The sequence below is a fragment of the Micromonospora sp. NPDC048894 genome (assembly GCF_040649765.1).
Lineage (GTDB): Bacteria > Actinomycetota > Actinomycetes > Mycobacteriales > Micromonosporaceae > Micromonospora > Micromonospora antibiotica.
The window spans coordinates 327,537-351,555 of sequence record NZ_JBEZFY010000004.1; the positions used below are offsets into that span (position 1 = coordinate 327,537).

Annotated in this window: 17 protein-coding genes; 11 read left to right on the forward strand and 6 right to left on the reverse strand. The window is 72.1% G+C overall.

Annotated elements, in window-relative coordinates:
* The first annotated feature begins 184 nt into the window (after positions 1 to 184).
* Positions 185 to 1,666, forward strand: coding sequence for a glycoside hydrolase family 3 N-terminal domain-containing protein (locus AB0C22_RS11105; RefSeq protein WP_357534701.1), 1,482 nt, complete (start codon positions 185 to 187; stop codon positions 1,664 to 1,666).
* Between the two features lie 174 nt (positions 1,667 to 1,840).
* On the opposite strand, the gene AB0C22_RS11110 is transcribed toward AB0C22_RS11105, so the two are convergent.
* Positions 1,841 to 2,203, reverse strand: coding sequence for an STAS domain-containing protein (locus AB0C22_RS11110; protein WP_219467964.1), 363 nt, complete (start codon positions 2,201 to 2,203; stop codon positions 1,841 to 1,843).
* Positions 2,204 to 2,630: 427 nt separating this feature from the next.
* On the reverse strand, positions 2,631 to 3,293 hold the full coding sequence (locus AB0C22_RS11115) for a GNAT family N-acetyltransferase (protein WP_208567338.1): 663 nt from the start codon (positions 3,291 to 3,293) through the stop codon (positions 2,631 to 2,633).
* Positions 3,294 to 3,496: 203 nt separating this feature from the next.
* On the opposite strand from AB0C22_RS11115, the gene AB0C22_RS11120 reads away from it, so the two are divergent.
* Positions 3,497 to 3,691 (forward strand): DNA repair protein, encoded by a 195-nt coding sequence (locus AB0C22_RS11120; protein WP_244252307.1) that lies wholly within the window; start codon positions 3,497 to 3,499, stop codon positions 3,689 to 3,691.
* A gap of 105 nt (positions 3,692 to 3,796) precedes the next feature.
* A complete protein-coding gene (locus AB0C22_RS11125; RefSeq protein ID WP_208567340.1) occupies positions 3,797 to 4,315 on the forward strand; it encodes a hypothetical protein in 519 nt (172 codons plus the stop codon).
* A 102-nt stretch (positions 4,316 to 4,417) separates the two neighbouring features.
* On the opposite strand, the gene AB0C22_RS11130 is transcribed toward AB0C22_RS11125, so the two are convergent.
* Positions 4,418 to 5,134 carry a Clp protease N-terminal domain-containing protein gene (locus AB0C22_RS11130; protein ID WP_219467962.1) on the reverse strand — a complete coding sequence of 239 codons (717 nt, stop codon included), beginning with the start codon at positions 5,132 to 5,134 and terminating at the stop codon, positions 4,418 to 4,420.
* A 180-nt stretch (positions 5,135 to 5,314) separates the two neighbouring features.
* Here AB0C22_RS11130 and AB0C22_RS11135 point away from each other — a divergent pair, with 180 nt between their 5' ends.
* Positions 5,315 to 6,214 carry a hypothetical protein gene (locus AB0C22_RS11135; protein WP_208567342.1) on the forward strand — a complete coding sequence of 300 codons (900 nt, stop codon included), beginning with the start codon at positions 5,315 to 5,317 and terminating at the stop codon, positions 6,212 to 6,214.
* 317 nt (positions 6,215 to 6,531) lie between these two features.
* Positions 6,532 to 7,359, forward strand: a complete 828-nt coding sequence (locus AB0C22_RS11140) for a DUF72 domain-containing protein (RefSeq protein WP_357534877.1) — start codon at positions 6,532 to 6,534, stop codon at positions 7,357 to 7,359.
* A 137-nt stretch (positions 7,360 to 7,496) separates the two neighbouring features.
* Here the strand turns inward: AB0C22_RS11140 and AB0C22_RS11145 are convergent, their stop codons facing one another.
* Complete coding sequence (locus AB0C22_RS11145) at positions 7,497 to 9,947, reverse strand: tetratricopeptide repeat protein (RefSeq protein ID WP_357534704.1); 2,451 nt, start codon at positions 9,945 to 9,947, stop codon at positions 7,497 to 7,499.
* Positions 9,948 to 10,311: 364 nt separating this feature from the next.
* Between AB0C22_RS11145 and AB0C22_RS11150 the strand changes: the two genes are divergently transcribed.
* The 6 genes from AB0C22_RS11150 (at position 10,312) to AB0C22_RS11175 (ending at position 19,788) form a co-directional block, all read left to right on the forward strand.
* A complete protein-coding gene (locus AB0C22_RS11150) occupies positions 10,312 to 11,607 on the forward strand; it encodes a hypothetical protein (protein WP_357534706.1) in 1,296 nt (431 codons plus the stop codon).
* Positions 11,608 to 12,249: 642 nt separating this feature from the next.
* The gene (locus AB0C22_RS11155; RefSeq protein WP_357534708.1) at positions 12,250 to 13,572 is read left to right on the forward strand and encodes an MFS transporter; all 1,323 of its coding nucleotides are present in this window, start codon (positions 12,250 to 12,252) and stop codon (positions 13,570 to 13,572) included.
* Positions 13,569 to 15,386, forward strand: a complete 1,818-nt coding sequence (locus AB0C22_RS11160; RefSeq protein ID WP_219467947.1) for a prolyl oligopeptidase family serine peptidase — start codon at positions 13,569 to 13,571, stop codon at positions 15,384 to 15,386. The genes AB0C22_RS11155 and AB0C22_RS11160 overlap by 4 nt, the downstream gene beginning before the upstream one ends.
* Before the next feature lie 253 nt (positions 15,387 to 15,639).
* A complete protein-coding gene (locus AB0C22_RS11165; RefSeq protein WP_357534880.1) occupies positions 15,640 to 17,574 on the forward strand; it encodes a RiPP maturation radical SAM C-methyltransferase in 1,935 nt (644 codons plus the stop codon).
* Between the two features lie 11 nt (positions 17,575 to 17,585).
* Positions 17,586 to 18,269 (forward strand): DUF5825 family protein, encoded by a 684-nt coding sequence (locus AB0C22_RS11170; RefSeq protein WP_219467941.1) that lies wholly within the window; start codon positions 17,586 to 17,588, stop codon positions 18,267 to 18,269.
* Between the two features lie 481 nt (positions 18,270 to 18,750).
* Positions 18,751 to 19,788 (forward strand): glycoside hydrolase family 11 protein, encoded by a 1,038-nt coding sequence (locus AB0C22_RS11175; protein WP_219467937.1) that lies wholly within the window; start codon positions 18,751 to 18,753, stop codon positions 19,786 to 19,788.
* An 84-nt stretch (positions 19,789 to 19,872) separates the two neighbouring features.
* Here the strand turns inward: AB0C22_RS11175 and AB0C22_RS11180 are convergent, their stop codons facing one another.
* Both AB0C22_RS11180 and AB0C22_RS11185 read right to left on the reverse strand, forming a co-directional pair.
* Positions 19,873 to 22,314, reverse strand: coding sequence for a ricin-type beta-trefoil lectin domain protein (locus AB0C22_RS11180; RefSeq protein ID WP_219467934.1), 2,442 nt, complete (start codon positions 22,312 to 22,314; stop codon positions 19,873 to 19,875).
* A 328-nt stretch (positions 22,315 to 22,642) separates the two neighbouring features.
* The gene (locus tag AB0C22_RS11185) at positions 22,643 to 23,863 is read right to left on the reverse strand and encodes a hypothetical protein (RefSeq protein WP_357534712.1); all 1,221 of its coding nucleotides are present in this window, start codon (positions 23,861 to 23,863) and stop codon (positions 22,643 to 22,645) included.
* Positions 23,864 to 24,019 lie beyond the last annotated feature (156 nt).

The window sequence follows — 24,019 nt, forward strand, 5'->3', positions numbered from 1 at the left end:
TTTCGTAAACTCTGCTAACGAATCGCGCTGGTCAGGGATGTCCGTAGCGTATCGGCCGACCCACGCCGGGAAACTCGGACGACCCGGCCGGCCGCGCCGACACTCGTGCCATCCGGCGGCACAGGGCCGCGACCCGGGACATCCGGGCAGCCGTACGGGACACACCGGCGGAAAGGAGACTCAGGTGGGGGATCCGGGGCTGCGCCGGCTGGCGCTGGGCACACTGCTGGCCGCCTACCCGGGGCCGGTGCCACCGGACTGGGCGGTCGACCTGGTCGCCGAGGGACTGGCCGGACACACCCTCTTCGGCACCAACGTGCACGACCCGGCCCAGCTGGCGGCGAGCACCGCCGCGCTGCGTACCGCCCGGCCCGACGTGCTGGTCGCCATCGACGAGGAGGGTGGCGACGTGACGCGGCTCGCCCACGCCACCGGCAGCCCGTACCCGGGCAACGCGGCGCTCGGCGTGGTCGACGACACCGCACTCACCCGGCGGATCTATGCGGCCATCGGCGGCGAACTCGCCGCCGTCGGCGTCACCGTCGACCTGGCCCCCACGGTGGACGTGAACACCGCCGACGAGAACCCGGTGATCGGCACCCGTTCGTTCGGGGCCGACCCGGGGCGGGTCGCCGCCCACACGGCAGCCGCCGTGGCGGGTCTCCAGTCGGTCGGGGTGGCGGCCTGCGCCAAGCACTTCCCCGGCCACGGCGCGACCGTCGCCGATTCGCACCACGAGTTGCCCACTGTGGACGCCGACACGGCGCTGCTGCGGGCCCGGGACCTGCCGCCCTTCGCCGCGGCGGTCGACGCGGGCGTACAGGCGGTCATGACGGCGCACATCCGGGTGCCGGCGCTGACCGGGGACGGGCCGGCCACCTTCAGCCGGGCTGTCCTGGTCGACCTGCTGCGCGGCGAACTCGGCTTCACCGGCACGGTCATCACCGACGCGTTGGAGATGAAGGGCGCGGCCCTCGCCGCCGGTGGGGTCGGCCCCGCCGCCGTACGGGCGCTGGCCGCCGGGGCGGACCTGCTCTGCGTGGGCGCACGGGTGGACGCCGCGCTGGTCGAGCGGGTCGTGGCCGAGATCGTCGGAGCGATCGGCGACGGCCGGCTGGACCGGGCCCGGGTGGAACAGGCCGCCGGCCGGGTCGCCGCGCTCGCCGCCTGGACCCGGGCCGCCTGCCCACCCCGCCCCCTCCCGGCCGGCGCTGACCGCACGCCCGGGTCCGGCCCGCCCGGCATCGGTTACCGGGCTGCCCGCCGGGCCGTCCGGGTGGAGGGCGAGCTGCCCCGGGGGGAACGGCCGCTCGTGGTGCAGGTGTACGCCGCCGCCACCATCGCCGAGGGGCGGGTGCCCTGGGGACTGGGCCCTCACCTGTCCCGGGTCGAGCAGGTCCGGGTGGTTGCCGCCGAGGCGGACCCCGCAGCGTTGCGGCGTCTCGCCGCCGGGCGGCCGATCGTACTGGTCGGCCGGCACCTGCACCGGCTGCCCGGCGGGCCGGCCCTCGTCGGGTCGCTGGCCGCGACACACGCGCTGACGGTGCTCGAGATGGGCTGGCCGGGGCGGTGGCGACCGAGCGGGGTGCGGGCCTTCGTCACCACCTACGGCGCGAGTCATGCCAACGGTCGCGCGGCGGCGGAGGTGCTCGGCCTGACCGACTGAGTCAGGACCTGCCTGCCGGGCCCGGCCCGACCGACGACGCCAGGTCACGCGCCCGCAGTCCGCCTCGCGGCACTTCACAGACCGGCGCTCACCCGCCGGTCCCCCACCGGCAGCCGGCCGACGACACCCGGGGGCCCGGCAGGGACAGTTGCCGTGGGCGCCCGGGGAGGTCGGTCAGCGACGCCAGGGGGCCGGGTCGGCGATGCCCGGGGGCCGGTCGCCGTGGTCGTCGGGGAGGCCGAGCAGCCGCCCGACCGCGGTGATCCGTAGCACCCGGGACACCACCGGTTGCGGGTCGACCAGCCGCAGGGTGGCTCCCCGGCCGACCGCCTCGGCCGCCCCGCGCAGCAGTGCGGCCACCGCCGTGGAGTCGAGGAAGGTGACGCCGGCGAGGTCGACGACGATCTCCAACAGGCCGGCCCGGCCGAGCGCCTCGTCGAGAGCGTGTTCCAGCCCGGGAACGGTGGCGATGTCCAGGTCACCCACCGGTGCCAGCACCACCCGGCCGGACTCCTCGCCCGGCGTCGGCAGCTGCATACCCGCCCATTTCCGCTTCGCCGGCCACCGCTGACCGCGCGCCGACCCTCGCCGCGACGGCCGACCATACCGGTGGCCCCTGACATCGTTTGGGCGGGCAGCCGCCGGAGCATCTCCGGCCGCCTGCACAGCACGGTGCGTCATCGGAGCGCGCCGGGGTGCCGGCCACCTGTCTGGGCAGCTCAAGTCCACTACCGGACAATGTCAACGCGCCGGGCGCCCCTTGCCCGGCACACCGACAAGCACATAGCGTAACCAGCGCCGTAGGTCGGCCGGCGGTGCCGGTCACGGCGGGGCCTGGGGCGGTTTGCGGACCGTGGATCCGGCCCGGGATCCACGGTCCGCGCGCCATCCGACCGACGTGGCCGGCGAGCGACCGGGTGCCCATCTCGGGCTGGACGCCACCCGTACCGCCCCCGGACGCCGGTCAGGGCGGGTAGACGCCGCACGACGACCAGCCCCGGTCGGGGAAACCGGCCGCCTCGGCGACCCGGGCGGAACCGAGGTTCGCGGGGTCGTGGCGGTAGGTCGGCACCGCACCCTCGTCGAGCACCCGCCGGGCGGCCTGCGCGACGAGTCTGCGGGCCAGCCCCCGGCCGCGCGCCGCCGGGACCGTGCCGACCGCCAGTTCATGCCCGTACGCGTCGTGGCGTTTGATCCCGACACCGGCCAGGTAGCCGCCGTCGTCGTCGCGGACCACGAGCACGTCGGAGTCGAACAGGTGCAGCCAGGGCGGCAGGGCCGGATCGGTGGGAGCGGTCCACCCGCCGACGTCGGGCAGTGCCGGCGGGGTGAGACACCACCGGAACACGTCGTCGTGGACCACCCAGCCGGGCTGCCCGACCATGGCCGGCAGGGCCTCGTGCAGCGCGGAGCGTGACCTCGCGGCGAGCGCCCGGACGGCTTCGACCCGTCGCGGCGGCACGGAGAGCACCGTGCTGCCGGCGACCCGGACGGCGATCGCCGGGCGGAGACGGCCGTCCCAGGCCGGGCGGGTGCGCCGCCAGGAGCCGACCACGTGCAGACCGGGGCCGGCCGGCCACTGCCCGAGCCAGGTCGCCAGGTGCAGGTACAACCGCCGCTCCAGCACCGCCCGCCCCTCTCACCCGGTGGCCATCCCATGATCCACGGTACGCCGCACCGCCACCGGCGGCGGTCCGGTTACCGATGGCGGTGCGCGGGTAGCAGAGGAATGGACCGTGACCTGCCTCACCGGAACCCGGTCCATCGACGATGCGTCATATCTATTTCCATACATGTACACCTTTCTTTGGGACGGTAATGGTCATGCCCATGCAGCCGAATGACCGATACCAGCAGCACGGCGTGTGTTTCTGGGGTACGGCGGAGGCCACCGGCCTCTTCCCCGCCCAACCGCGGTACCGGGAGATCCGGTGCGGTCGCGGCGTCGAGGGACGACTCTCCTGGAGCGAACTCGACACCCTCCCCGCCGGCTCCTCCGCCCGACGCGGTCTCACCGCCCACTGAGATGCGGACCGGCGCCCCTACCGGGGTGTCCGGCCGGGGCGTTCGCACACCTGTCGGGTAGCGTCTTGTGGTCGATTCCGGCCAGCGACAGGAGAAGCTCAGCGCATGGGCAAGAAGACGATCCACGTCTCCGACTTCAGCGGCACCGTGCTGCGTCCCGACGACGAGGTGGTCCGGGTCGTCGTGCTGGAGCACCCCGACCTGGTGGCCGGGCCCGTGCAGTTGGACGCCACCGTGACCGAGGTGGAGGGCATCGACGACGCCGCGCTCGACGTGGCGGTGGTCGAGATCCACGACCTGCACGCGGGCGGGGAGCCGCGCCGGGTGGTGCTGACCGCGAGCGAGTTCGACGCGATGGCGACGGACACGCCGATGGCGCAGCTGTTGCGGACGGCGGAGCGGGTCCGTCCGCCGAAGGCCCGCAAGAGCACCGAGAAGATCGACTACGGCACCCTCGACCACGCCGGGAGGCCGCACCGGGGCCGGGTCACCGAGGAGGAGGCCCGGCTGGTGCGCGAGCAGCTCGACGAGGTCAACAAGCGCCTCGCCGACGCCGGGGTCCGGCAGATCGACCCGGCCGACCCGGAGCACGCCCTGCGTTACGGCTTCCCGGCCACCGACTGACTCACCGGTGGCCGGGCATCCCGGTCCCGCGCCCGGCCGTCGGTGGGACCGCCCGGTCCCGCCGGGCCGGTGTGCGTCGTCCCGGCCGCCGACGGGGGTGCGCTACCGCCCGGAGAGCGCGGCGGCCACCCGTGCCTCGACCCCGTTCTTGGTCAGGCCCAGGCCGGACAGCACGCCCGCACCGTCCTCCAGCTCCAACAGGGCCAGCAGGACGTGCTCGGTGCCGATGTAGTTGTGCCCGAGCCGCAACGCCTCCCGGAAGGTGAGTTCGAGGGCTTTCTTGCCCTGCCCGTCGTACGGGATCAGGTCGGGGACCTGGTCGGTCGGGGCGGGCAGTGTCGCCGCGACCGCCTCCCGGACGGCCGCCGGGCTCAACCCCTCGGCGACCATGGCTTTGGCGGCGAGGCCGTCCGGTTCGGCGAGCAGGCCGAGCACCAGGTGTTCCGGTCGGATCTCGGCGTTGCCGGCGCCCCGGGCCTCCTCCTGCGAGGCGATCACCACGTTGCGGGCGCGTGGGGTGAACCGGCTGAAACCCGCGTTGGGGTCCAGGGCCGCCGCCGCGTCGGCCTTCGTGGCGGAACGCTTCTGGGCAGCCTGCTTGCTCACCCCCATGCTGTTGCCGATTTCGGTCCAGGAGGCACCGGAGCGGCGGGCCTGGTCGACGAAGTGGCCGATCAGGTGGTCGGCGAGGTCGCCGAGGTGGTCGGCGACGAGCACCGCGTCGCTGAGCTGGTCGAGGGCTGCGGGACGGGCCTTCTTGATGGCCTGGATCAGCTCGTCGAGGCGGACAGGGCGCGGGAGTTGAGTGGGTTCCGTCATGCGTCAACCATAGGTTGACGCCCCCTCATCGTCAACCATGGGTTGACGATGAACTTCGCGGTGAGTAAATCCCGACACTCACGGTGATCCGGTGGTCTCGTACCGCAACATCAGTGGGGCCACTAATCGATATCGGTCTCTGTAGACCGGAGGAGGTTCCGTCCCCTCATGCTCGGAACGATGAAACGCCTCGCCGCCCTCACCACCACAGCGCTGCTCCTCACCACCGCCCTCGGCGCGACCGCCGCGTCGGCCGCCCCCGACGCCGCCCGGTCCGCCCCCGACCGCGCCGCCAAGACCACCCTCGTCGCCTCCTGGTACTCGGGCACCCTCGCCGCGGGCGCCACCCAGAACTGGCAGTGGAACAACAACCCGGCCGGCGCCGTCTACCAGGTCGGGCTCTCCCCCACCGGGGCCAGCACCACCCAGCCGTGCCAGTTCCAGGTGACCCGGAGCTGGTACACCCAGCTCTACAGTGGTGAGCGCCGGTTCAACTGGACCATCCGCAACACCGGCGCGATCGCCTGCGGCACCCAGGTCATGCTCAGCTCGCTGAACTCCGGGGCCAGCTGGGCTCTCGGCGGCATCTCCCCCGGCGGCTCGGTCACCTCGGTCTGGAACAACAACCCGGCCAACATGGCGTTCCTGCCCGGGGTGGCGCCCAGCGGCGCCACCAGCGCGACCCCCTGCCAGTTGGAGGTGACCAGCTCCTGGTACGCCCGGCAGACCAACGGTGAGCGCAAGTTCTACTTCACCGTCAAGAACGTCGGCTCCATCACCTGCGCCGGCACCGCGCTGCTGGGCAACACGTCGACCTCGACCACCTGGTCCACCGGCACGCTCGCTCCGTCGGCCAGCAGCGGATCGGTGTGGTACAACGCCAACCCGACGACGCTGGTCTACCTGCCCGGCCTCAACCCCGCCGTGTCCACCAGCACCTGCCAGTTCGGCGTCACCAGCAGCTACTACCAGCAGGTGGTGAACTCCGACGGCACCGTCCAGCGGCAGTACCTCGCCTACTACACCAACAACGGCGCGGTCAGCTGCTCCGCAACTTTCCTCCTCGCCTCGATCACCTGATCCACCGGTGCGGCGGCCCACCCGACCCGGGTGGGCCGCCGCACCCGTATTCCAGCAGGGCACCCGTCTCTTCCAGCAGGGCACCCGACTTCCAGCAGGGCACCCGTCGGCCGGCAGGGCATCCCGACTTCCAGCAGGCGGCAGGGTGGAGACGCCCGTGCCCGACCACTCCCGCAGTCCACCTTCCGGCAGCACCCGTTCCGGTACCGGTCCGCCCGACGCGGGTCGCCAGCGCTCCGATACCGTGCGCCCACGGACCGGATCGGACGGCGCTGCGGGAGGGGATCGGGATCATGCGGTTGCACGTCGGCTGCGCGATGTGGACCCACCGGTCGTGGCAGGGGCGGCTGATCGCCCACCCGCTTGCGGCCCAGGAACGGCTGCGGCACTACGCCGGCTGGTGCGACGCGGTCGAGGGGAACACCACGTTCTACGCCACCCCGACCCGGGAGACCGTGGAGTCCTGGGCCCGGCAGACCGGGCCCGACTTCCGGTTCGTCCTCAAACTGCCGAAGGCCGTCACCCACGAACGCCGGCTCGTCGACGCCGACGCGCCGCTGCGGGCCCACTTCGACGCGATCGCGCCGCTCGGCAGCCGGGCGCACGCCCTGTGGATCCAGCTGCCGGGGTCGTTCGCACCGACGGACGTCCCCGTGCTCGCCGACTTCCTCCGTCGGCTGCCTACCGAACACCGGTACGCCGTGGAGGTCCGGCACCCCGCCTTCTTCCGGGAGCCCGGCGCGACGCGACTGCTGGAAGGGGTGCTCGCCGACGCCTCGGCCGAGTGGGTCCCCTTCGACACCACCGCGTTCTTCCGTACTCCGCCGACCAGTGACGCGGAGCGGGAGGCGTGGACGAAGAAACCCCGCCTGCCGTTGCGGACGGCGGCGCTGACCGACCGGCCGATCATCAGGTACCTCGGCCGCGACGCCGAGTCGGAGACGGTGCAGGGCTGGCAGCGCTGGGTCGAGATCGCCGCCGGCTGGTTGCGGGAGGGCCGGTCACCGACCATGTTCGTGCACACCCCGGACAATGCCGACGCACCCCTGCTCGCCCGCCGGTTCCACGACGAGGTACGGGCCCGGGTGCCCGCGCTGGCGGCGCTGCCCGAGCCGATCCCGACCGGACCGCTCACCCTGTTCTGACACCCGTACGACCTGCCGTCGGGGCATCAGGCCGCCCGCACCCCGTCGGGCGTCGCGCCGGGCAGGCCGCCCCACCGGGGTGGGGATCAGGAGTTTCGTGAGCCTGACCCCGGCCGGCCTGTCGGGCACAGCACCGATCAACCACTCCCCTCCACGCCCGGGCCAGGAGTCCCGCCCGCACCTGTCCCGACGGTGACCCGGGTCAGCAGGTCACGGACCCGGGCGGCGTCCGGGTGGCCGAGGTCGTCGAAGATGTCCAGCGCCCGCCGCCAGGTCCGCAGGGCACCGGGTACGTCCCCCGCCGCCTGCCGGGTCGCACCGAGCCGGGTCAGGGTGTCGGCCTCGTCGTACCGGTCACCGATGCGCCGGTAGAGCGCCAGCGCCAGGCCGTAGCAACGGATCGCCCGCCGGTGCTGGCCCAGCCGGTCGTGGATGAAGCCCAGGCTGTCCCAGGTGTTCGCCTCGCCGTGCCGGTCGCCGGTCGGGCGCAGCAGGGCCAACGCCTGGGAGCAGTGCTCCAGCGCCGGCCCGTACTGGCCGAGTTGGGCGTGCGCCCAGCCGACCCCGTTGCGGGCGCTGGCCTCCCCGGCCAGGTGCCCGGCGGCCCGGTAGAGCGCCAGCGCCCGCTGCCCGTGCTCCAACGCCTCGGCGTACCGGCCGAGCCCGTCGAACATCGCGCCGAACGCCCGGTGGGTGCGCGCCTGCCCGGTGTGGTCGCCCAACGCGGCGAACAGGATCAGCGCCTCCCGGTAGTGCGCGACCGCCTCGTCCAGCCGACCCAACCGGCAGAGCACCCGGGCCAGGTCACGGTGGGCGTTCGCCTGCCCCGCCCGGTCCCCCACCCGTTGCGCCCCGGCCAGGGCGGCCTGCTGGGCGGCGGCCAGGTCCAGCCAGTTCCCCCGGCGCTGGAGGAAATCCACCAGGGTCCAGGCCAGTTGCCAGGCATGGCCGTCGAACCCGGTACGCCTCGCGTGCGAGACCGCCGCCAACAGCACCGGGTACTCGGTGGTGAACCAGGCCAGGGCCGCAGCGTGGTCGGTCAACTCCTCGGGCGTCACCCCGGGCAGGGCGGTCGCCAGCACCACCGGGTCCCGACCGGGTTGCAGCAGCAGCGCCGCCGTGTGCGCGGTGTGTAGGTAGTGGTCCAGTCCTCGCCGGACCGCGGCCTGCCGCTCCTCGGCGGGGTCGAGGCTCTCGGCCAACTCGCCCGCGTACGCCCGCAGCAGGTCGTGCGCGGTGAACCGGCCGGGCGCGTGTTCGGTGACCAGGTGGGCGTGGGCCAGTTCGGCCAGCAGCCGGGACACCTGGCTGCGGGGCAGTCCGGCCAGGCTGGCCGCCGCGGCGATCCCGACGTCCGGCCCCGGGTGCGAGCCGAGCAGCCGGAACAGTCGCGCCGCCGGTGGGGTCAGGTTCCGGTAGGACCAGGAGAAGACCGACTGCACGTCGGTGCCGGTGTCCCCGCCGTCGAAGGAGTCCAGCAGGCGGGGCGCCTCCCGCAGCTCGGCGACGATGGTGGACAGGGGGAACGTGGGGTGCGCCGCCCCGCGCGCGGCGAGCACGGCCAGCGCCAACGGCAGCCGTACGCACCGCTCGATCATTTCCTCCACCGCCTGCGGTTCGCCCGTCAACCGGGCCGCGCCGAGCCGGCGGGCCAGCAGTTGCCAGGCCTCGGCGGTGCTGAGCAGGTCGACGGCGATCTGCCGGGCCCCCTCGGTGGCGATCAGCCCGGCCAGCCGGTTGCGACTGGTGACCAGGAACAGGCAGCTCGGGCCGCCGGCCAGCAGCGGCCGGACCTGCTCGACGTCGCGGGCGTTGTCCAGCAGCACCAGCATCCGCCGGCCGGCGAGCAGACTGCGGTAGAGGCCCACCTGCGCGGGCAGGTGGGTGGGGATGCGCTCGGGCGGCACCTCGAGGGCTTCCAGGAATCCCCGGACCGCCTCGGCGGCCGTCACCACCGCCCCGGTGGCGTCGAAGCCACGCAGGTCGACGTAGAGCTGGCCGTCCGGGAAGCGGTCGGCGACCCGGTGGGCCCAGTGCAGCGCCAACGTCGTCTTGCCGACCCCGGCCGTGCCCGACAGGGTCATCGTGGTGGTCGACTCGGCGCAGCCGGGCGTGCCGTGGCCGGCGCAACCGGCGTCGAGCTGGGCGAGCTGCGCGGCCCGCCCGACGAAACCGGGCAGCGCCGGGGGCAGTTGCCGGGGCACCGGAAGCCGCGCCGCCGGTGTGCCGACCCGGGTGCCGCCGGCTCTGGCCCGGACGGTCGCGCGGCCGGCCCGGCCGGCGGGTGGGTGTTCCGGGTTGGTGTTCCGCCGGCGTTCCTCGACTCGGTCCCGTGCGGTGGCCAGCGCCCCCTGCTCGGCGGGGCTGGCCCCGAGCAACCGGATCAGCGTGTCGAAGCGCTCCGGTGGGGGCAGGATGTTGCCGGCGAAGTACTCCCCGATCACTCCCCTCGACCAGCCGGTCTTCGCCGCCAGTTGGCGGTAGGTCAGTGGGGTCTCACCCTGCTGCCGGGCCTCCCGGCGGCGCAGCTGGCGCAGCAGCCCGGCCAGCTCCTGCACGGTCTGCGCCCCCGCGTCCAGGTGGGTCACCGCCGCTGCGGGACGGTTCGTCCCGGTGCCCCCCTGTCGCGCGCCCGAAGGTACCCGTTGGTCGGACATGCGCCCTCCACCCCCGTCATCCCGTCGCCCCGGAATGCCGACACCGGCAGGGTAGAACCGGTCACCCGATGCCGGTAGGTCACCGCCGATGTATGACAGTTCCATGTCGCGCTGGTTTCGCCTGATGGGATGTGTCCCGCCGACCATCGGCGTGCGACCGGTCCGGGCGGCTTCCCGTCCGACGCTGTCCGGGGGTGTCCGACGGTGTCCAGGATGGACCGCCGGACACCCTCGACACCTGCCAATGTCCCCAGGGCGGGCTGGCGCCCGCACCACTCTGGGGAAGGAACACTTCATGACTCGTCCACACCCGACCGTGCTGCGGTCGGCAGGGATGCTGCGTCGCGTCGCCGTCGCCGCATTCGGCGTCACGATGCTCGTCGCGGGGGTGGCCACCGCGCCGGCCACCGCCGCACCCGCTCCCGCCGCGCCGGGCGGCAAGGCGGCCACCACCGGATCGTTCGTCGACAGCACGCCGGTGCCCGGGGGCTTCGCCTCCTGGAAGGAGCTGCTCACGTTGCAGCAGCGGATGAACACCGCTGCCGCCCGGATCACGAAGATCGCACAGCGTGACGCCAAGTCCGGTTTCGCCGGTGTGGTCGCCGACCCCACCGCCCGCAAGCTGCAGGTCTTCTGGAAGGGCGAGGCACCGGCCAGCCTGGTGGCGACCAGCCGGGCCACCGTGCCGACCGAGGTGCTGCCCGCCGCGTACACCCGACGGGAGCTGGACGTCGCGGCGGCCAAGCTGCGCCGCTCGGCCGGCAACAAGATCACCACGGTCGGGCCGCGCGCCGACGGCGCCGGCCTCCTCGTCGGTACGCAGAGCGGCCTGCTCGGCGCGGCCAGCATGGCCGGCGTCCCGGTGACCGTGCAGACCGGGGTCTCCGCCGCGCCCGCCACCCGGTGGGACGACACCGCGCCGTGGTGGGGTGGTGCCGCGTGGCGCAACACCGCCACCGGTGGCGGCTGCTCGACCGGCTTCGGCGTGTTCCGCACCGGCAACGCGCGGGTGCTCACCGCGGCGCACTGCGCCAACATCAACGTCGTCGCGGCCGACCCGACCGGTCAGACCATCGGCGCGGTCGGCATCCGCAACACCGGCACCGACACCCTGCTGTTGACCGCCAGCGCGGGCGGCCGGGTCTTCAACAACAGCACCGACGCCAACGGCGCGGTGGTCAGCGAGTTCAACAACCAGGTGATCGGCGCGCTGGCCAGCCAGGTCGGCAACTTCGTCTGCACCTCCGGGGCGTACTCCGGGACCCGCTGCTCGATCCAGGTCAAGGCCCGGGACCTGTGCATCAACGTGCGTGACTTCGCCACGGTCTGCGGCCAGGTGCAGGCGGAGAGCACCACCCGTACCAACGCGGTCGGCCAGGGCGACAGCGGCGGCCCGGTGCAGATCGTCAACGGGGCGAACACCCTCCAGGTCTGGGCCACCGGCACCAACACCGCCATCGACGACCTCAACACGCTGACGCCGTGCACCGGCTACGTTCCCGCCAACCGCAAGTGCGCCTGGCGGATGTACTACGAGGACATCATCTCCGGGATGGCGGGCGTCGGCGCCTCGGGTGTGATCCTCGGCTGACGGACCTGCTCCTCGGTCGACGAGGGCTGGCGGAGGAGGGTCGGTCGGCGGGGCAGGCTCCGCAACCGTCGATCGACCCGGCGGCCGGGTCGGCGTGCGTCCAGCACGCCGGCCCGGCCGTTCGTCGTCCACCGGGCCCGCCGTTCGTCGTCCACCGGCCCGGCCGTTCGTCGTCCACCGGGCCCGCCGTTCGTCGTCCACCGGCCCGGCCGCTCGTCGTCCACCGGCCCGGCCGCTCGTCGTCCACCCGGCAGGCGGGCGCGGTGGCGCGTCAGGCGTCCGGGCGTCGGGGGCCGGACCGCGGGCGGTCGACGCCACTGCGGCGACGCCGTCGAAAATCACGAATTCAGCGGAGATTGTCGTCAATGAAACGATCGACTCCGGGCACTGTTCGGAGGTTCGGCGCGTAGCGCGGATTATCCGAACAGAGACGTACAAGTCTCTCATCATCCCCACAACCCAATAACCACCGAACAACTAGACGTATTTGAATCCTTGCGTTCGGCACACGGCATTGTTAGCCTCATACGCACCCCACTCCACATTGGGGTAAAGGAATTCAGCCCCGGATCGCGCGAACTCGTACCGAACAGACCTCGCACCGATATTTGGGAAAATCATGAGCACAATGCGGCCAGGGCAATGACGGCTGCCCCCAGCCAGGAAACAAAACCCGCAAATAGCCCCCACCGGGGCCGCGATTTCCGCCTCTACTGGATCGCCGGCGCAATCGACCAACTCGGGTCGCAGGCGTCCGGGATCGTTCTTCCACTGGTCACCCTGGCCGTGACCGGCTCACCGGCGGCGGCCGGACTGGTCGGCGCCCTCGCCCTCGCCGGGCGGCTCGTCGCCGCTCCGGTGGCGGGGGTGCTGGCCGACCGGCTGCCGCGTAAACGCATGATGGTCAGCTCGCTGCTGGTCGCCGCCGCCGCGATGTCGACGATCTTCGTCGTACTGGTGGCCGACGTGGCGACCCTCGGCCTGCTGGCCGCCGCCGCGTTCGTCGAGGGGATCGCGCAGAGCGGCTACGAGGCGGCCGGCTCCGGTGCCATCCGCCGCCTGCTGCCGGACGACGACCAGAAGGCACTGTCGCGGTTGGAGGCCCGCAACCACGCCGCCCGGCTCACCGGCCCGTTGTTGGGCGGGGTGCTCTACCAGCTTGCCCGCTGGCTGCCGTTCCTGGCGGACACGCTGTCCTACCTGCTCGCGGCAGCTCTCGTCGCCACCATCCGGACCGACCTGACACCCGAACGCGCCGAGCGCACCTCGTTCCGCACCGACCTGCGCGTCGGGCTGCGCTTCGTGTGGCGGCAGCCGTTCCTGCGGTTCGTCACGATCTGGGCGGCCGGCATCAACTTCACCTTCGGCGCCCTCGTCTACTACGCCATCCTGACCGCCGGTCGGCAGGGTGCCCCCGCGGCGTCGATCGGCCTGATCCTCACCATCGCCAGCGTCGGTGGCCTGAGCGGCGCACTGGCCGCTCCGATGATCTTCAGCCGGGTACGGCCGACGACCGTCATCGTGTTCGCCTCGTGGGCCATGGTCGGCCTCGTCGTCGCGATGTCCCAGGCCCGGCAGACCTGGAGCTACGGGCTGTTGTTCGGGTTGGTCTTCCTGCTCAGCCCGCTGCTCGGGGTCATCTTCCAGTCCCGGGTGATCGCGTTGACGCCCGACGAGCTCCAGGGTCGGGTGGCGACCGTGATGGGCACCGTCGGCGAGGCGCTCCAGACGCCCGCGCCGCTGCTCGCCGGGGTGCTGGTGGCCTGGTACAGCCCGGGCACCGTCGCCCTGGTCTTCGCCGCCGCGCTGGCGCTGCTGGCCACGTACACCACCGTCAGCCTGCGCCAGCTCCGCGCCGGCGCCGGTGCGACGGCCGGCACCGACCCCGGCCCGACCGACGACACCGACCCCGGCCCGGCCGTCGGTGCCGGGGCCGCCCCCGACCCCGAGGAGGCCCGTCGATGAGTCGTGGTCACCGGCTGTTCTATCCGGCGCTGCCGGTCGTCGCCGAGCACGCACCGCACCGGGCGGTCTACGTCGGTGACGCCGGGGGGCGCTGCGAGATCCTCGCCTGGGACCGGCTCGCCGGCACCGCCCGGCAGGTGACCGACCGGGCGGCCGGCACGATCCGGGCGGCGCTCGACCCGACCGGGTCCACCATCTGGTGGTTCGACGACGATCTCGGCGGCGTCGGCACCTGGCGGACGTGCGACTTCGACCAGCCCGACCGGTCCGTCGCGGCGCTGCCGTCGGTGCCGCCGGCCCGCCACGCCGGCATCGCCATGGCCACCGACGGCACCACCGCGATCGGCCTGTCCGACGACGGCGGGATGACCCTGTTCCTGCGCACCGGCGACGGCCGGGTGAGCGAACGGACCCACGTCACCGGCTACGCCTACCTGGTCGATCTCGATCCGGCCGGGCGGCTCGCCGTGATCGGCGCCGATGCCGCCACCGACGCGGCGGTCACGGTGGTCACCACCGACGGCGTCCGGGTGGCCGGCATCGCCGGTTGCGCCGACGGGCGGGTGTGGGCCCTCGGTTTCGCCCCCGGCTCCGGCCCGGCCCGGCTGCTGCTGGTGATCGAGGACGAGGGCGGCTACCTCCCGGCGACCTGGACCGAGGAGGAAGGTCTGGTCCGGCACGACTGGTGCCGCTTCGACACCGAGGTCACCGCCGGCTGGTTCCCGGACGGGCGGCGGCTGCTCGTCCGGCAGGACCGGCACGCCCGCAGCCTGCTGCACGAGGTGGACCTCGCCGGGCGGACCCGGTCGGTCGTCGACACCCCCACCGGCAGCATCCTGGACGCCGCGGTGTGGCCCGACGGGGACGTCGCCTACGTGTGGACCGACTCGGTGACCCCACCCCAGCTGCGTTCCGTGCGTGGGGTGCAGCTGCCGGAGCACCCCGGCGGTCAGCCCGACGTGGGCGGGCCGGACCCCGTCGCGACGCCGGTGGAGCACCGCCGCGAGGAGATCCGGGTGCCGGGCCCCGGTGGGCCGATCCCCGCGCTGGTCGCCCTGCCGGCCGACCGGGAGGGACCGAGACCGGCCGTCTTCCTGGTCCACGGCGGGCCCTTCCAGCACGCCCGCGACGCCTACGACCCGCTGGTCGAGATCCTGGTCAGCACCGGCTGCGCGGTGGTCCGGGTCAACTACCGGGGCTCCAGCGGGTACGGCGCGGCCTGGCGCAACGACTTCTCCGCCGGGGTCGGCCTCACCCAGTTGGCGGATCTCGCCGCGGTCCGGGCCCACCTGGTCGCCGAGGGTGTCGTCGAGGACCGGCGCACCGCCCTGTGGGGAACGTCGTGGGGCGGCTACCTGACCCTGCTCGCGCTCGGCCGGCAACCGGAGCTGTGGCGGCTCGGGATCGCGATCAGCCCCGTCGCCGACTACGTCGCCGCCTTCGAGGCGGCCACTCCGGCGGTACGGGCGCTGGACGTGCTGCTGTTCGGCGGCACCCCCGACGAGGTGCCGCAGCGGTACGCCCGGTCCTCCCCGATCACCTACGTCGACCAGGTCCGGGCCCCGGTGCTGCTGGCCGTCTCCACGGGTGACGTGCGCTGCCCGCCGGCACCGGTGGAGCGCTACGCGCGGCTGTTGGCCGAGCGCCGCATTCCCCACCAGGTGGTCCGGCGGCGGGCCGGTCACGAGGACTTCGACGCGCAGAGCCACCTGGCTCTGATGCAGACCGTGCTGCTGTTCATGCAGCGGCACTTCGACGGCGTGCGGGACGAAGGCACACCGGTGGCGCTCGCGATGGCGCGACCGGCGGGCTGACCCCGGCACGTGACCCGATCCCCTCGATAACGGAAAGGAGGTGAACGACATGCGCAAGAACGTTGTCGAGAACGACCCGATCAACGGCAACCGCGACCAGCTCCGGGCCTCGAACGTCACGGTCACGGTCACGGTCAAGGTCAGCTTCTAGCGGCCGTACGGGGTGGGGCCACCCGCCCGGGCAGGTGGCCCCACCCCGTATCCGTCATCCGGTCCGAACAGCTCACGAGAGAGGAGAGGTTACGTGCGGGTCATGCTGGTCAATATGCCATGGACTTCCATCGACGTCCCTTCGTTGGCGATTGGAATCCTCACCAACAGCGTCCGGCAGAAAATGCCGGACGCCGAAGTGGAGGCCGTCCACGCGAATCTCGACTTCGTCGACTGGGTGGTCGACCGGACCGAGTTCGGATTGAGCGACTACTACTACTATTCGCTGTTCACCTATTTCGCGGGCTGTGGTGACTGGGTCTTCTCCTCGGCCCTGTACGACGATCCCCAATGGCGGGTGCAGGAGTTCACCGACCGGGTCCGGACCCAGATGACCGAGCGGGAACTCGCGCTCAACCTGGAGCTGCACCGGCTGGCCCCGGAGTTCGTCGCGGAACTGGCCGACCGGATCGTCGCCCAGGCACCGGACGTGGTCGGCTTCACCTCCACGTTCCAGCAGAACGCCGCCGCCCTCGCCACCGCCCGGGCGATCAAGAAGCGGTCACCCGGCATCCGTACGGTCATGGGCGGCGCGAACTGCGACGGTGAGCAGGGTGCCGCGATCCACCGCAACTTCTCGTTCGTCGACTTCGTGGTCCGGGGTGAGGGCGAGACCGCGTTCCCCCGGCTGCTCGCCGCGCTCGACCCGGCCCGGTCGGCGGCCGGCGGGGCGGAGCCGGCGGGCGGGCTCGCCGACATCGAAGGGCTGTGCTGGGGCGGCCCGGACGGCCTGTCCGTGGCGAATCCGATGAGCACCACACCCCTGCCCCCGGCCGAGATCGTCGCCCCGGACTACGCGGGCTACTTCGAGCGGTTGGCCGCGTCCCGGGCGCAGCACTGGGTCGAGCCCCGGCTGGTCGTCGAGGGCGCCCGGGGCTGCTGGTGGGGCGAGAAGCACCACTGCACGTTCTGCGGCCTCAACGGATCGTTCATGCAGTTCCGCAGCAAGCACCCGGGCAGGTTCTACGACGAGATCATCGAGCTGGTCGAGCGGCACCAGGTCCTGGACATGTTCGTCGTGGACAACATCCTCGACATGAGTTACGTGACCTCGCTGCTGCCCCGGCTCACCGAATCCGACTACGACCTGCGGTTGCAGTACGAGATCAAGTCGAACATGAAGGGCCCGCAGGTGCAGGCGCTGGCCGACGCCGGTCTGGTCAGCGTGCAGCCCGGCATCGAGAGCCTCAACAGCCGGGTGCTCAAGCTGATGGACAAGGGGGTCAGCGGCTGCCTCAACATCCGGATGCTGCGTGACGCCGAGACCAGCGGGATCACCATCGCCTGGAACTACCTGTACGGGTTCCCCGGCGAGACCGAAGACGACTACCTGCCGGTGATCGCGCAGATGCCGGCGCTGCACCACCTGTGCCCGGCCGACGGGAGCACCCGCATCGCCATCGAGCGGTTCAGCCCCTTCTTCGTCCGCCCCGAACTCGGCTTCACCGACCTGCGGCCGGCGGCGCAGTACCGGCTGATCTACGACCTGCCCGAGTCGGAGCTGATGGACCTGGCGTACCTGTTCGACGTACCCCCGCAGGGCATCGGCGGCGAGACGGCCGACCGGCTCGACCGGGCGGTCACGCAGTGGCAGCACGAGTACGCCCGCAGCCGGCTCACCCACCACGACCTCGGCGACGAGATCGTGCTGGTCAGCCGACGCAGGCACTTCGACTGGCACGTCCTGCGGCTGACCGACCCGGTGGAGGTGGCCGTGTTCCGGCAGCTCGACCAGCCGCACAGCGTCAGCGCGCTGGCCCGGCGGCTGTCGGTCGACGAGCCGGTCCTTACGGCGTTGCTGTGGCGCTGGCGCGGTCTCGGCCTGGTCTACGAGGACGCCGGGCAGTTCATCCAGATCGCCCCGCAGGCCATGAACCAGGATCTCCTGCGCATCGACCACCTGCACCTGGAACGCGAAGCCGCCGAGACCAGGGCCGCCGCCGAGGCGGGCGAGCCGGCCGCGCTCAGCGCGGTCTGAGGGGAGGGAACGTGTCCACCACCGACGCCGGTCTGCGGCCCATCCTGGTCGGTCTCGCCCGGGACCACGACCCGGCCGTCCTGTCCATCCCCGGCATGACCATCGGTCCGGCCGAGCTGCGTGAGCCGGCCGCCGACGCGGTCGCCCGCTGGCGTTCTGCGGGGGTCCGTCGGGTCGACCTTCCCGACGCGGTGGACCTGACGGTCACCGGGGACGACGCGACGGCCGTCGACACGGTCCGCCGGCTGGTGCTGGTCCGGGAGCTGACCAGCCACGGTATCGCCGTGGACTGGCGGCTGCGGCTGCCCGGCGTCGAGGCCGACGAGTGGCTCCCGTACAGCCACCTGCGGGCGCCGGTCGAGCTGCTCCCCGCGCCGGGGGGCGAGGGCGACCCGGTCGCACAGCTCGACGCCTGGGTAAAGGGTTTCTACTTCGACAAGTGCACCTACCGTCGGGGCCCGGGGTTCGTCCAGGTGCGGGACCGCCGCTCCGGTCGGTTGAACCTGCTGACCATCGACGATCCGGCCTACCTGACGGTGCTCGACCAGTTGCTGGACGGTGCCGCCGTCACCGGGGTCGACCTCTCCATCGCCCGGGACTTCGGCGGGGAGGGCCTGGTCACGAAGATCGGCGAGCTGCTGGTGTGGCTGCCGCACCGGCTGCGCCGCTGGCCCCTGCCGTCGATGGTGATCTGACCGCCCGGCGCCGGCCGCGTCACCGACCGCCCGTCCACCCGCCCGCGACCCCGGGCCGGGTGGGCGGGCGGTCTCGCGTTCGCCCCGGCTGGTGGTTCCCGAAAGTTTCGGGTATACAGGGGAGGTGGCCCCGTTGAGGTCGAATTAATACCTGCCCTCCGCGGGCCCATCTCGGTGACAGCCGACGTCAACCCGTCGAAATCCGCCCCGCGTCCGGCCGCCGCCCGGAACGATGTTTCGGGAAGATTTCCGAAACTTGTTGACAGGTGGAGCATCGACACCCTACCGTCGCCATCGACGGCACTCGATGCTGTCGACACCACCCACCGCGACCCGTCCCCCCCGGTTCTGCTGGACGACCGGCCCACCACCGCGTGGTGACACCCACCGCATGGCCGGCTGCCGTACCTGGCCACGGACAGTCCACCGGGTCGTACCGCGTCGCTGGCGTCCGCCAGCTGTCACGAGGAGGAACACGTACATGAGCGACACCTCGACCCGACCGCGAAGGAGCGGTCGCCTGCGGCTGCTGCTCAGCGCCGCGTGCGCCGCGGCGCTCGCCGTCACCGGCACGTTCATCGCCTCGCCCAACGCGTACGCGGAGAACGACCGGACCCTCACCTCCAACCTCACCGGCACGCACAACGGCTACTTCTTCTCGTTCTGGAAGGACAGCGGCAACGCCAGCATGACGCTGCGCGCCGACGGCCGCTACAGCAGCAGTTGGGACCGCAGCACCAACAACTGGGTCGGCGGAAAGGGCTGGGCCACCGGCACCCGGCGGACGGTCAGCTACTCGGGCAGCTACAACCCGGGCAACAACAACACCTACCTGGCCCTGTACGGCTGGACCCGCAACCCGCTCATCGAGTACTACGTGGTGGAGAACTTCGGCAGCTACAACCCGAGCAGCGGCGCCACCCGGATGGGCACGGTGACCACCGACGGCGGCACCTACGACATCCTGCGCAGCCTGCGGGTCAACGCCCCGTCGATCGACGGCAACCAGACGTTCTACCAGTACTGGAGCGTCCGGCAGCAGAAGCGCAGCAGCGGCACCATCACCACCGCCAACCACTTCGACGCCTGGGCCCGCGCCGGCCTGAACCTCGGCACCAACCACAGCTACCAGATCATGGCGACCGAGGGTTACCAGAGCCAGGGCAGCTCCGACATCACCGTCCGCGAGGGTGGCGGCAGCAACCCCACCCCCACCAGCGGGCCGACCGGCAACCCGACCACCCCGCCCGCCGGCGGCAACTGCACCGCGGTGCTCTCGGCCGCCGAGCAGTGGGGTGACCGGTTCAACCTCAACGTCGCGGTCAGCGGCACCAGCAACTGGGTGGTCAGCCTCGGGCTGAACGGCGGCCAGAGCATCCAGAACAGTTGGAACGCCTCGGTCAGCGGCACCACCGGCACCGTCACCGCCAGGCCGAACGGCAACGGCAACAACTTCGGCATCACCATCATGGCGAACGGCAACTGGACCTGGCCCACGGTCAGCTGTCGAACGGCCTGACCCCGACCAGTTCCTGAGCGCACGCGACGGCGGGCGGTCCCGGTGCCACCGGGGCCGCCCGCCTGGTGCGTCGGGTGTGGCTGGTCAGCCGCGTATCCACTGCTGGTTGGTGCCGCCGTTGCAGGTCCAGAGCTGGACGGCGGAGCCGTTGGCGGTGGCCCCGCCGTTGATGTCCAGGCACAGCCCCGAGGCGACCCCGACGATGGTGCCGTCGGCGTTGAGCCGCCACTGCTGGTTGGTGCCACCGGTGCAGCTCCAGATCCGGGCCCGGGTCCCGGATGCGGCGCTCGGCACGTCGAGGCACTTGTTGCCGTAGATGGTGAGCTGGTTGGTGGAGCTGAGCGACCAGCGCTGGTTGGCGCCGCCGTTGCAGTCCCAGATCTGCACCACCGCGCCGTCGGTCTGGCTGGCCCCGTTGACGTCCAGGCACCGGTTCGAACCCGCGCCCCGGATCTCACCCGTCGGGGTTCCGGGGCTGCCGACGGCGGTCACCGAGAGGTTGTCGAACTGGGCGGTGACGCCCTGGCCGGTGCCGTACCCGATCTGGCCGGCGACCCAGGTGGAGTCGGTGGCCGTGCCGACGGTGGTGCCGTCGATGGCGGCGGTCAGGGTGCTGCCGTTGAGCGTGAACGACAGGTTGTGCCACCGCCCGGTGCCCAGCGCCGAGGTGTTTCCGCTGGCCAGGGTGCGCCAGTTGCCGCTGGTGTTGTTGCTGCGGATCGACCAGGCCCCGCCGTCGGTGACCCGGAAGTAGTACCCGTTCATGTTCTGCGGGCCCTGGTGGTTGTAGGTGTTGCCGCGCCCGATGAGCTGCGCGTAGCCGGACTTCTCCAGCAGCACGTCGGAGGAGACCGTGTAGTTGCGCCAGGTCAGGTCGCCCAGCAGGGTGTACGGCTCGGCCTGCCCGGAGGTCCAGTAGATCGGGGCCTGCTCGGACATCTGGCGCACGCACTGCCCGGTGCGGCCGGCGGCACACCCGACGACCTCGAACGAGCCCTGCTGGTCCATCAGGTACCGCGCCTCGCGGCCGGTGGCGTACGAGTCGAAGGTGTCGGCGTACGGCAGCTTCAGGTTGCCCTGCGCCGGGCTGGTCGCGGTGCCCTTGCCCTGCCCGTTGGTGGTGGTGATGCTGTAGACGTAGCCGGGCTGGACGGTGAGCGAGAAGCGCCCGCCGTTCGGGGTGATGTCGCTGCCCCGCACGAAGTGGTCGGCGGTGTTGTTGGAGCGCACGTTCGTCGACCAGACCCGTACCGTGCCGGTGGACAGGCCGCCGGCGACGGTGAAGTCGAGGGTCTGCGCGCCACCGGCGTCCATCGTCTCGACGATGGTGCTGTAGTCGCTGTTGTTGGTGGACTTCAGCGAGACGTAGCTGCCGTTGTTGCGGTTGCCGCCGATGTACCCGCTCGACGCGTCGAGGTAGCGCCAGCCCGGTGCGGTGAACTGGGTGGTCTGCGCCATCACCCAGGCGTTCTTGCCGATCGAGTAGGCGCCGGACCAGGGCTGCTGGGCCACCGCCACGCCCGTCGTCGCCCACGGGATGTTCGGGGTGATGGCGGCGATGACCGGCCAGTTGATGTAGCCGGTCATCTTGCCGTCGAGGTAGCCCCGGTTGATGCCGCGGGCGAGCGCCTGCGCACCCGCGTTGTAGTCGTCGGAGCCGTTCTCGCTGGCCCACAGGGACTTGCCGGTGGACACGGCGTTGTTGGAGCTGGGGCAGTTGGTCTGGGCGCTGCGGTAGCCGCAGACGTAGTGGCTGCCGAAGACCTGCACGGCGTTGCCGAAGGCCGGGTCGCGCAGCGAGTCGTCGGCCGCGCCCCAGCCGAAGTCGTCCGAGGCGACGATCTTGACGCTGCTGTAGCCACGGGCGTTGAGGGTGGAGCGCAGGTTCTTGTACCAGGTGGTGTTGTAGCCCTTCTCGTTCCACCCGCCCAGGTAGTTGATGGTCAGCCCGTGGGTGCCCGCGCAGTCCAGCCAGGCCACCAGGTAGTCGATGGAGTCGGTGGACCAGAAGTTGCCGTTGCCGATCCAGCCCGGCGCACCCCAGGCCAGGCCGACCAGGGCGATGTTGGGGTTACGGGTACGAGCCTGCTCCATCAGCCACCACTCGTAGCCCCGGTTGCAGTTGATGCTGCCCCGGGTGTGCTCGTGGCTGGGCTCGGCGCCGGAGGTGGAGTTGGTGTCGCCGCCGATCTCCACCTTCATCAGCTGCATCGCCGCGCCGTAGCCCGGCTTGAACAGGTAGTCCAGGATGTCGCTGCGCTGCGGCTCGGGGTAGTCGACCAGCAGCCGGCTGTTGCCACCGCCGCCGCTGACCGCGCCGATGCCGTCCAGCGCCCGCCCGCCGGACCCGCCGTTGATCGTGATGGCGGTCGCCGCCTGTGCGGGTGCGGCGAAGCCGGTCAGCACCGCCGCCGCCGTCACCACCACTCCCAGCACCGATGCGGTCAACCGACGCGGACGCCACGCGCTGCGCCCCGGTCTGCGGCGTGGCTCGCCGTCGTGTCGACGGCTGCGTGCACTGAACATGTGACTCGCCTCCCCAGCCGGTCTCCGACCTCGAAGCGGTACGGCACACGTCGAACTGTCGCACCCCGCGCAGCACGGAAATCGGCGAACATCAATGATAAAGACGTCGTATGTTAGGCACCGCAGCGCTTACCGGTCAACGTCCTGTTCGGAGGGAAATAGTCCATACTCACCCGCACCGCACCCACCTGGGAATCCCGAATAGATCAGATGTATGGACTCTGCTGTGACGGGTGGGAAAACGGGACACGCCGCCGACCCGGACGCCACCGGATCGACGGCGGTACGGGTCGGCGGCGCGGCATCGGCGCTTCCGGTTCAGCCGGTCCTACAGGACCAGCTGCGCCGGGGTCGACCGGTGGGTGGTGGTGCCGTCACCCAACTGCCCGGACATGTTGTTGCCCCAGCACCACAGGCCACCGTCGGTGCGGACGCCGCAGCTGTGGTAGCTGACGCCCAGGTTCTGCGTCCAGGTGGTCGCGGTGCCGACCCGGACCGGGGCGGACCGGTGGGTGGTGGTGCCGTCACCCAACTGCCCGAACCCGTTGTTGCCCCAGCACCACAGGCCACCGTCGGTACGCAGCGCGCACGACGAGTCGACGCTCGCCACGACCCCGGTCCAGGTGGTGGCGGTGCCGACCTGGATCGGACTGGTCTGGACACCGGTGCCGCCACCCACCTGGCCGTACCCGTTCTCGCCCCAGCACCACAGCGTGCCACCGGACTGCACCGCGCAGGTGTGCGCGTGGCCGGCCGTCACGCCGGTCCACGTGCTCGCGGTGCCCACCTGCGCCGGGGTCGCCCGGTAACCCAGGATGCCGACACCGAGCTGCCCGTCCGTGCTGTCACCCCAGCACCACAGCGTGCCGCCGGTCTGCACGGCACAGCTGTGCGCGTAGCCGGTGGTGACGCTGGCCCAGGTGGTCCCCGTACCCACCTGCACCGGGCTGGTGGCCCGCGACGGGGAGGTGCCGACGCCCAGCTGCGCGTTGCGGTTCAGGCCCCAGCACCACAGGGTGCCGGTGGTCTGGACGGCACAGGTGTGGTTGGCACCGGCGCTGACGCCGGCCCAGGTGGTGGCGGTGCCGACCTGCACCGGGGTGCTCCGGCTCGTGGTGGTCCCGTCACCGAGCTGCCCGCTGTAGTTGCCGCCCCAGCACCACAGCGTGCCGTCGGTGCGGATCGCGCAGTTGTGGCTGGTGCCCGCGTCGACCCGCGACCAGGTGGTGGCGGTGCCGACCTGCACCGGGCCGGTCCGGTTGGTGGTGGTCCCGTCACCGAGCTTGCCACCGTAGTTGTCACCCCAGCACCAGAGCGTCCCGTCGGTACGGATCGCACAGGTGTGCAGGTCACCCGCAGTGACCTGGGCGACCGGCGCGGCGGCGAACGCCGCGTTCGTCGCGACCCCCCCGACGCCCGCGACGGCGGCACCCGCCGAGAATCCCACCGCGAGCGCGGCCACCCCGAGGGACACCGCCGCCGCGGTGACCGTGCTGCGGGCCGCTCGCCGCCATCGGGCCCACAGACGACTGTTCTGTCGTTGCTCCATGCTCTGTTCTCCCCAGAAAAACGTCGATTCGTGCACGATGAGGGCAGCGTCGCCCCGGCGGGCCTCCATCGGCCCACCGCGTACAGCAGTGACCCTATGCATTGAATGCGATCAATGCGAGATCCCACCGGGGTTACGCTCGGTCTACCGCCGCCC

Bases quoted from the DNA above. Each gene is read 5' to 3' on its own strand.
- AB0C22_RS11110 (WP_219467964.1), bottom strand. From the start codon at position 2,203: ATGCAGCTGCCGACGCCGGGCGAGGAGTCCGGCCGGGTGGTGCTGGCA.
- AB0C22_RS11120 (WP_244252307.1), top strand. From the start codon at position 3,497: ATGCAGCCGAATGACCGATACCAGCAGCACGGCGTGTGTTTCTGGGGT.
- AB0C22_RS11125 (WP_208567340.1), top strand. From the start codon at position 3,797: ATGGGCAAGAAGACGATCCACGTCTCCGACTTCAGCGGCACCGTGCTG.
- AB0C22_RS11130 (WP_219467962.1), bottom strand. From the start codon at position 5,134: ATGACGGAACCCACTCAACTCCCGCGCCCTGTCCGCCTCGACGAGCTG.
- AB0C22_RS11135 (WP_208567342.1), top strand. From the start codon at position 5,315: ATGAAACGCCTCGCCGCCCTCACCACCACAGCGCTGCTCCTCACCACC.
- AB0C22_RS11140 (WP_357534877.1), top strand. From the start codon at position 6,532: ATGTGGACCCACCGGTCGTGGCAGGGGCGGCTGATCGCCCACCCGCTT.
- AB0C22_RS11150 (WP_357534706.1), top strand. From the start codon at position 10,312: ATGACTCGTCCACACCCGACCGTGCTGCGGTCGGCAGGGATGCTGCGT.
- AB0C22_RS11155 (WP_357534708.1), top strand. From the start codon at position 12,250: ATGACGGCTGCCCCCAGCCAGGAAACAAAACCCGCAAATAGCCCCCAC.
- AB0C22_RS11160 (WP_219467947.1), top strand. From the start codon at position 13,569: ATGAGTCGTGGTCACCGGCTGTTCTATCCGGCGCTGCCGGTCGTCGCC.
- AB0C22_RS11165 (WP_357534880.1), top strand. From the start codon at position 15,640: ATGCTGGTCAATATGCCATGGACTTCCATCGACGTCCCTTCGTTGGCG.
- AB0C22_RS11175 (WP_219467937.1), top strand. From the start codon at position 18,751: ATGAGCGACACCTCGACCCGACCGCGAAGGAGCGGTCGCCTGCGGCTG.
- AB0C22_RS11180 (WP_219467934.1), bottom strand. From the start codon at position 22,314: ATGTTCAGTGCACGCAGCCGTCGACACGACGGCGAGCCACGCCGCAGA.
- AB0C22_RS11185 (WP_357534712.1), bottom strand. From the start codon at position 23,863: ATGGAGCAACGACAGAACAGTCGTCTGTGGGCCCGATGGCGGCGAGCG.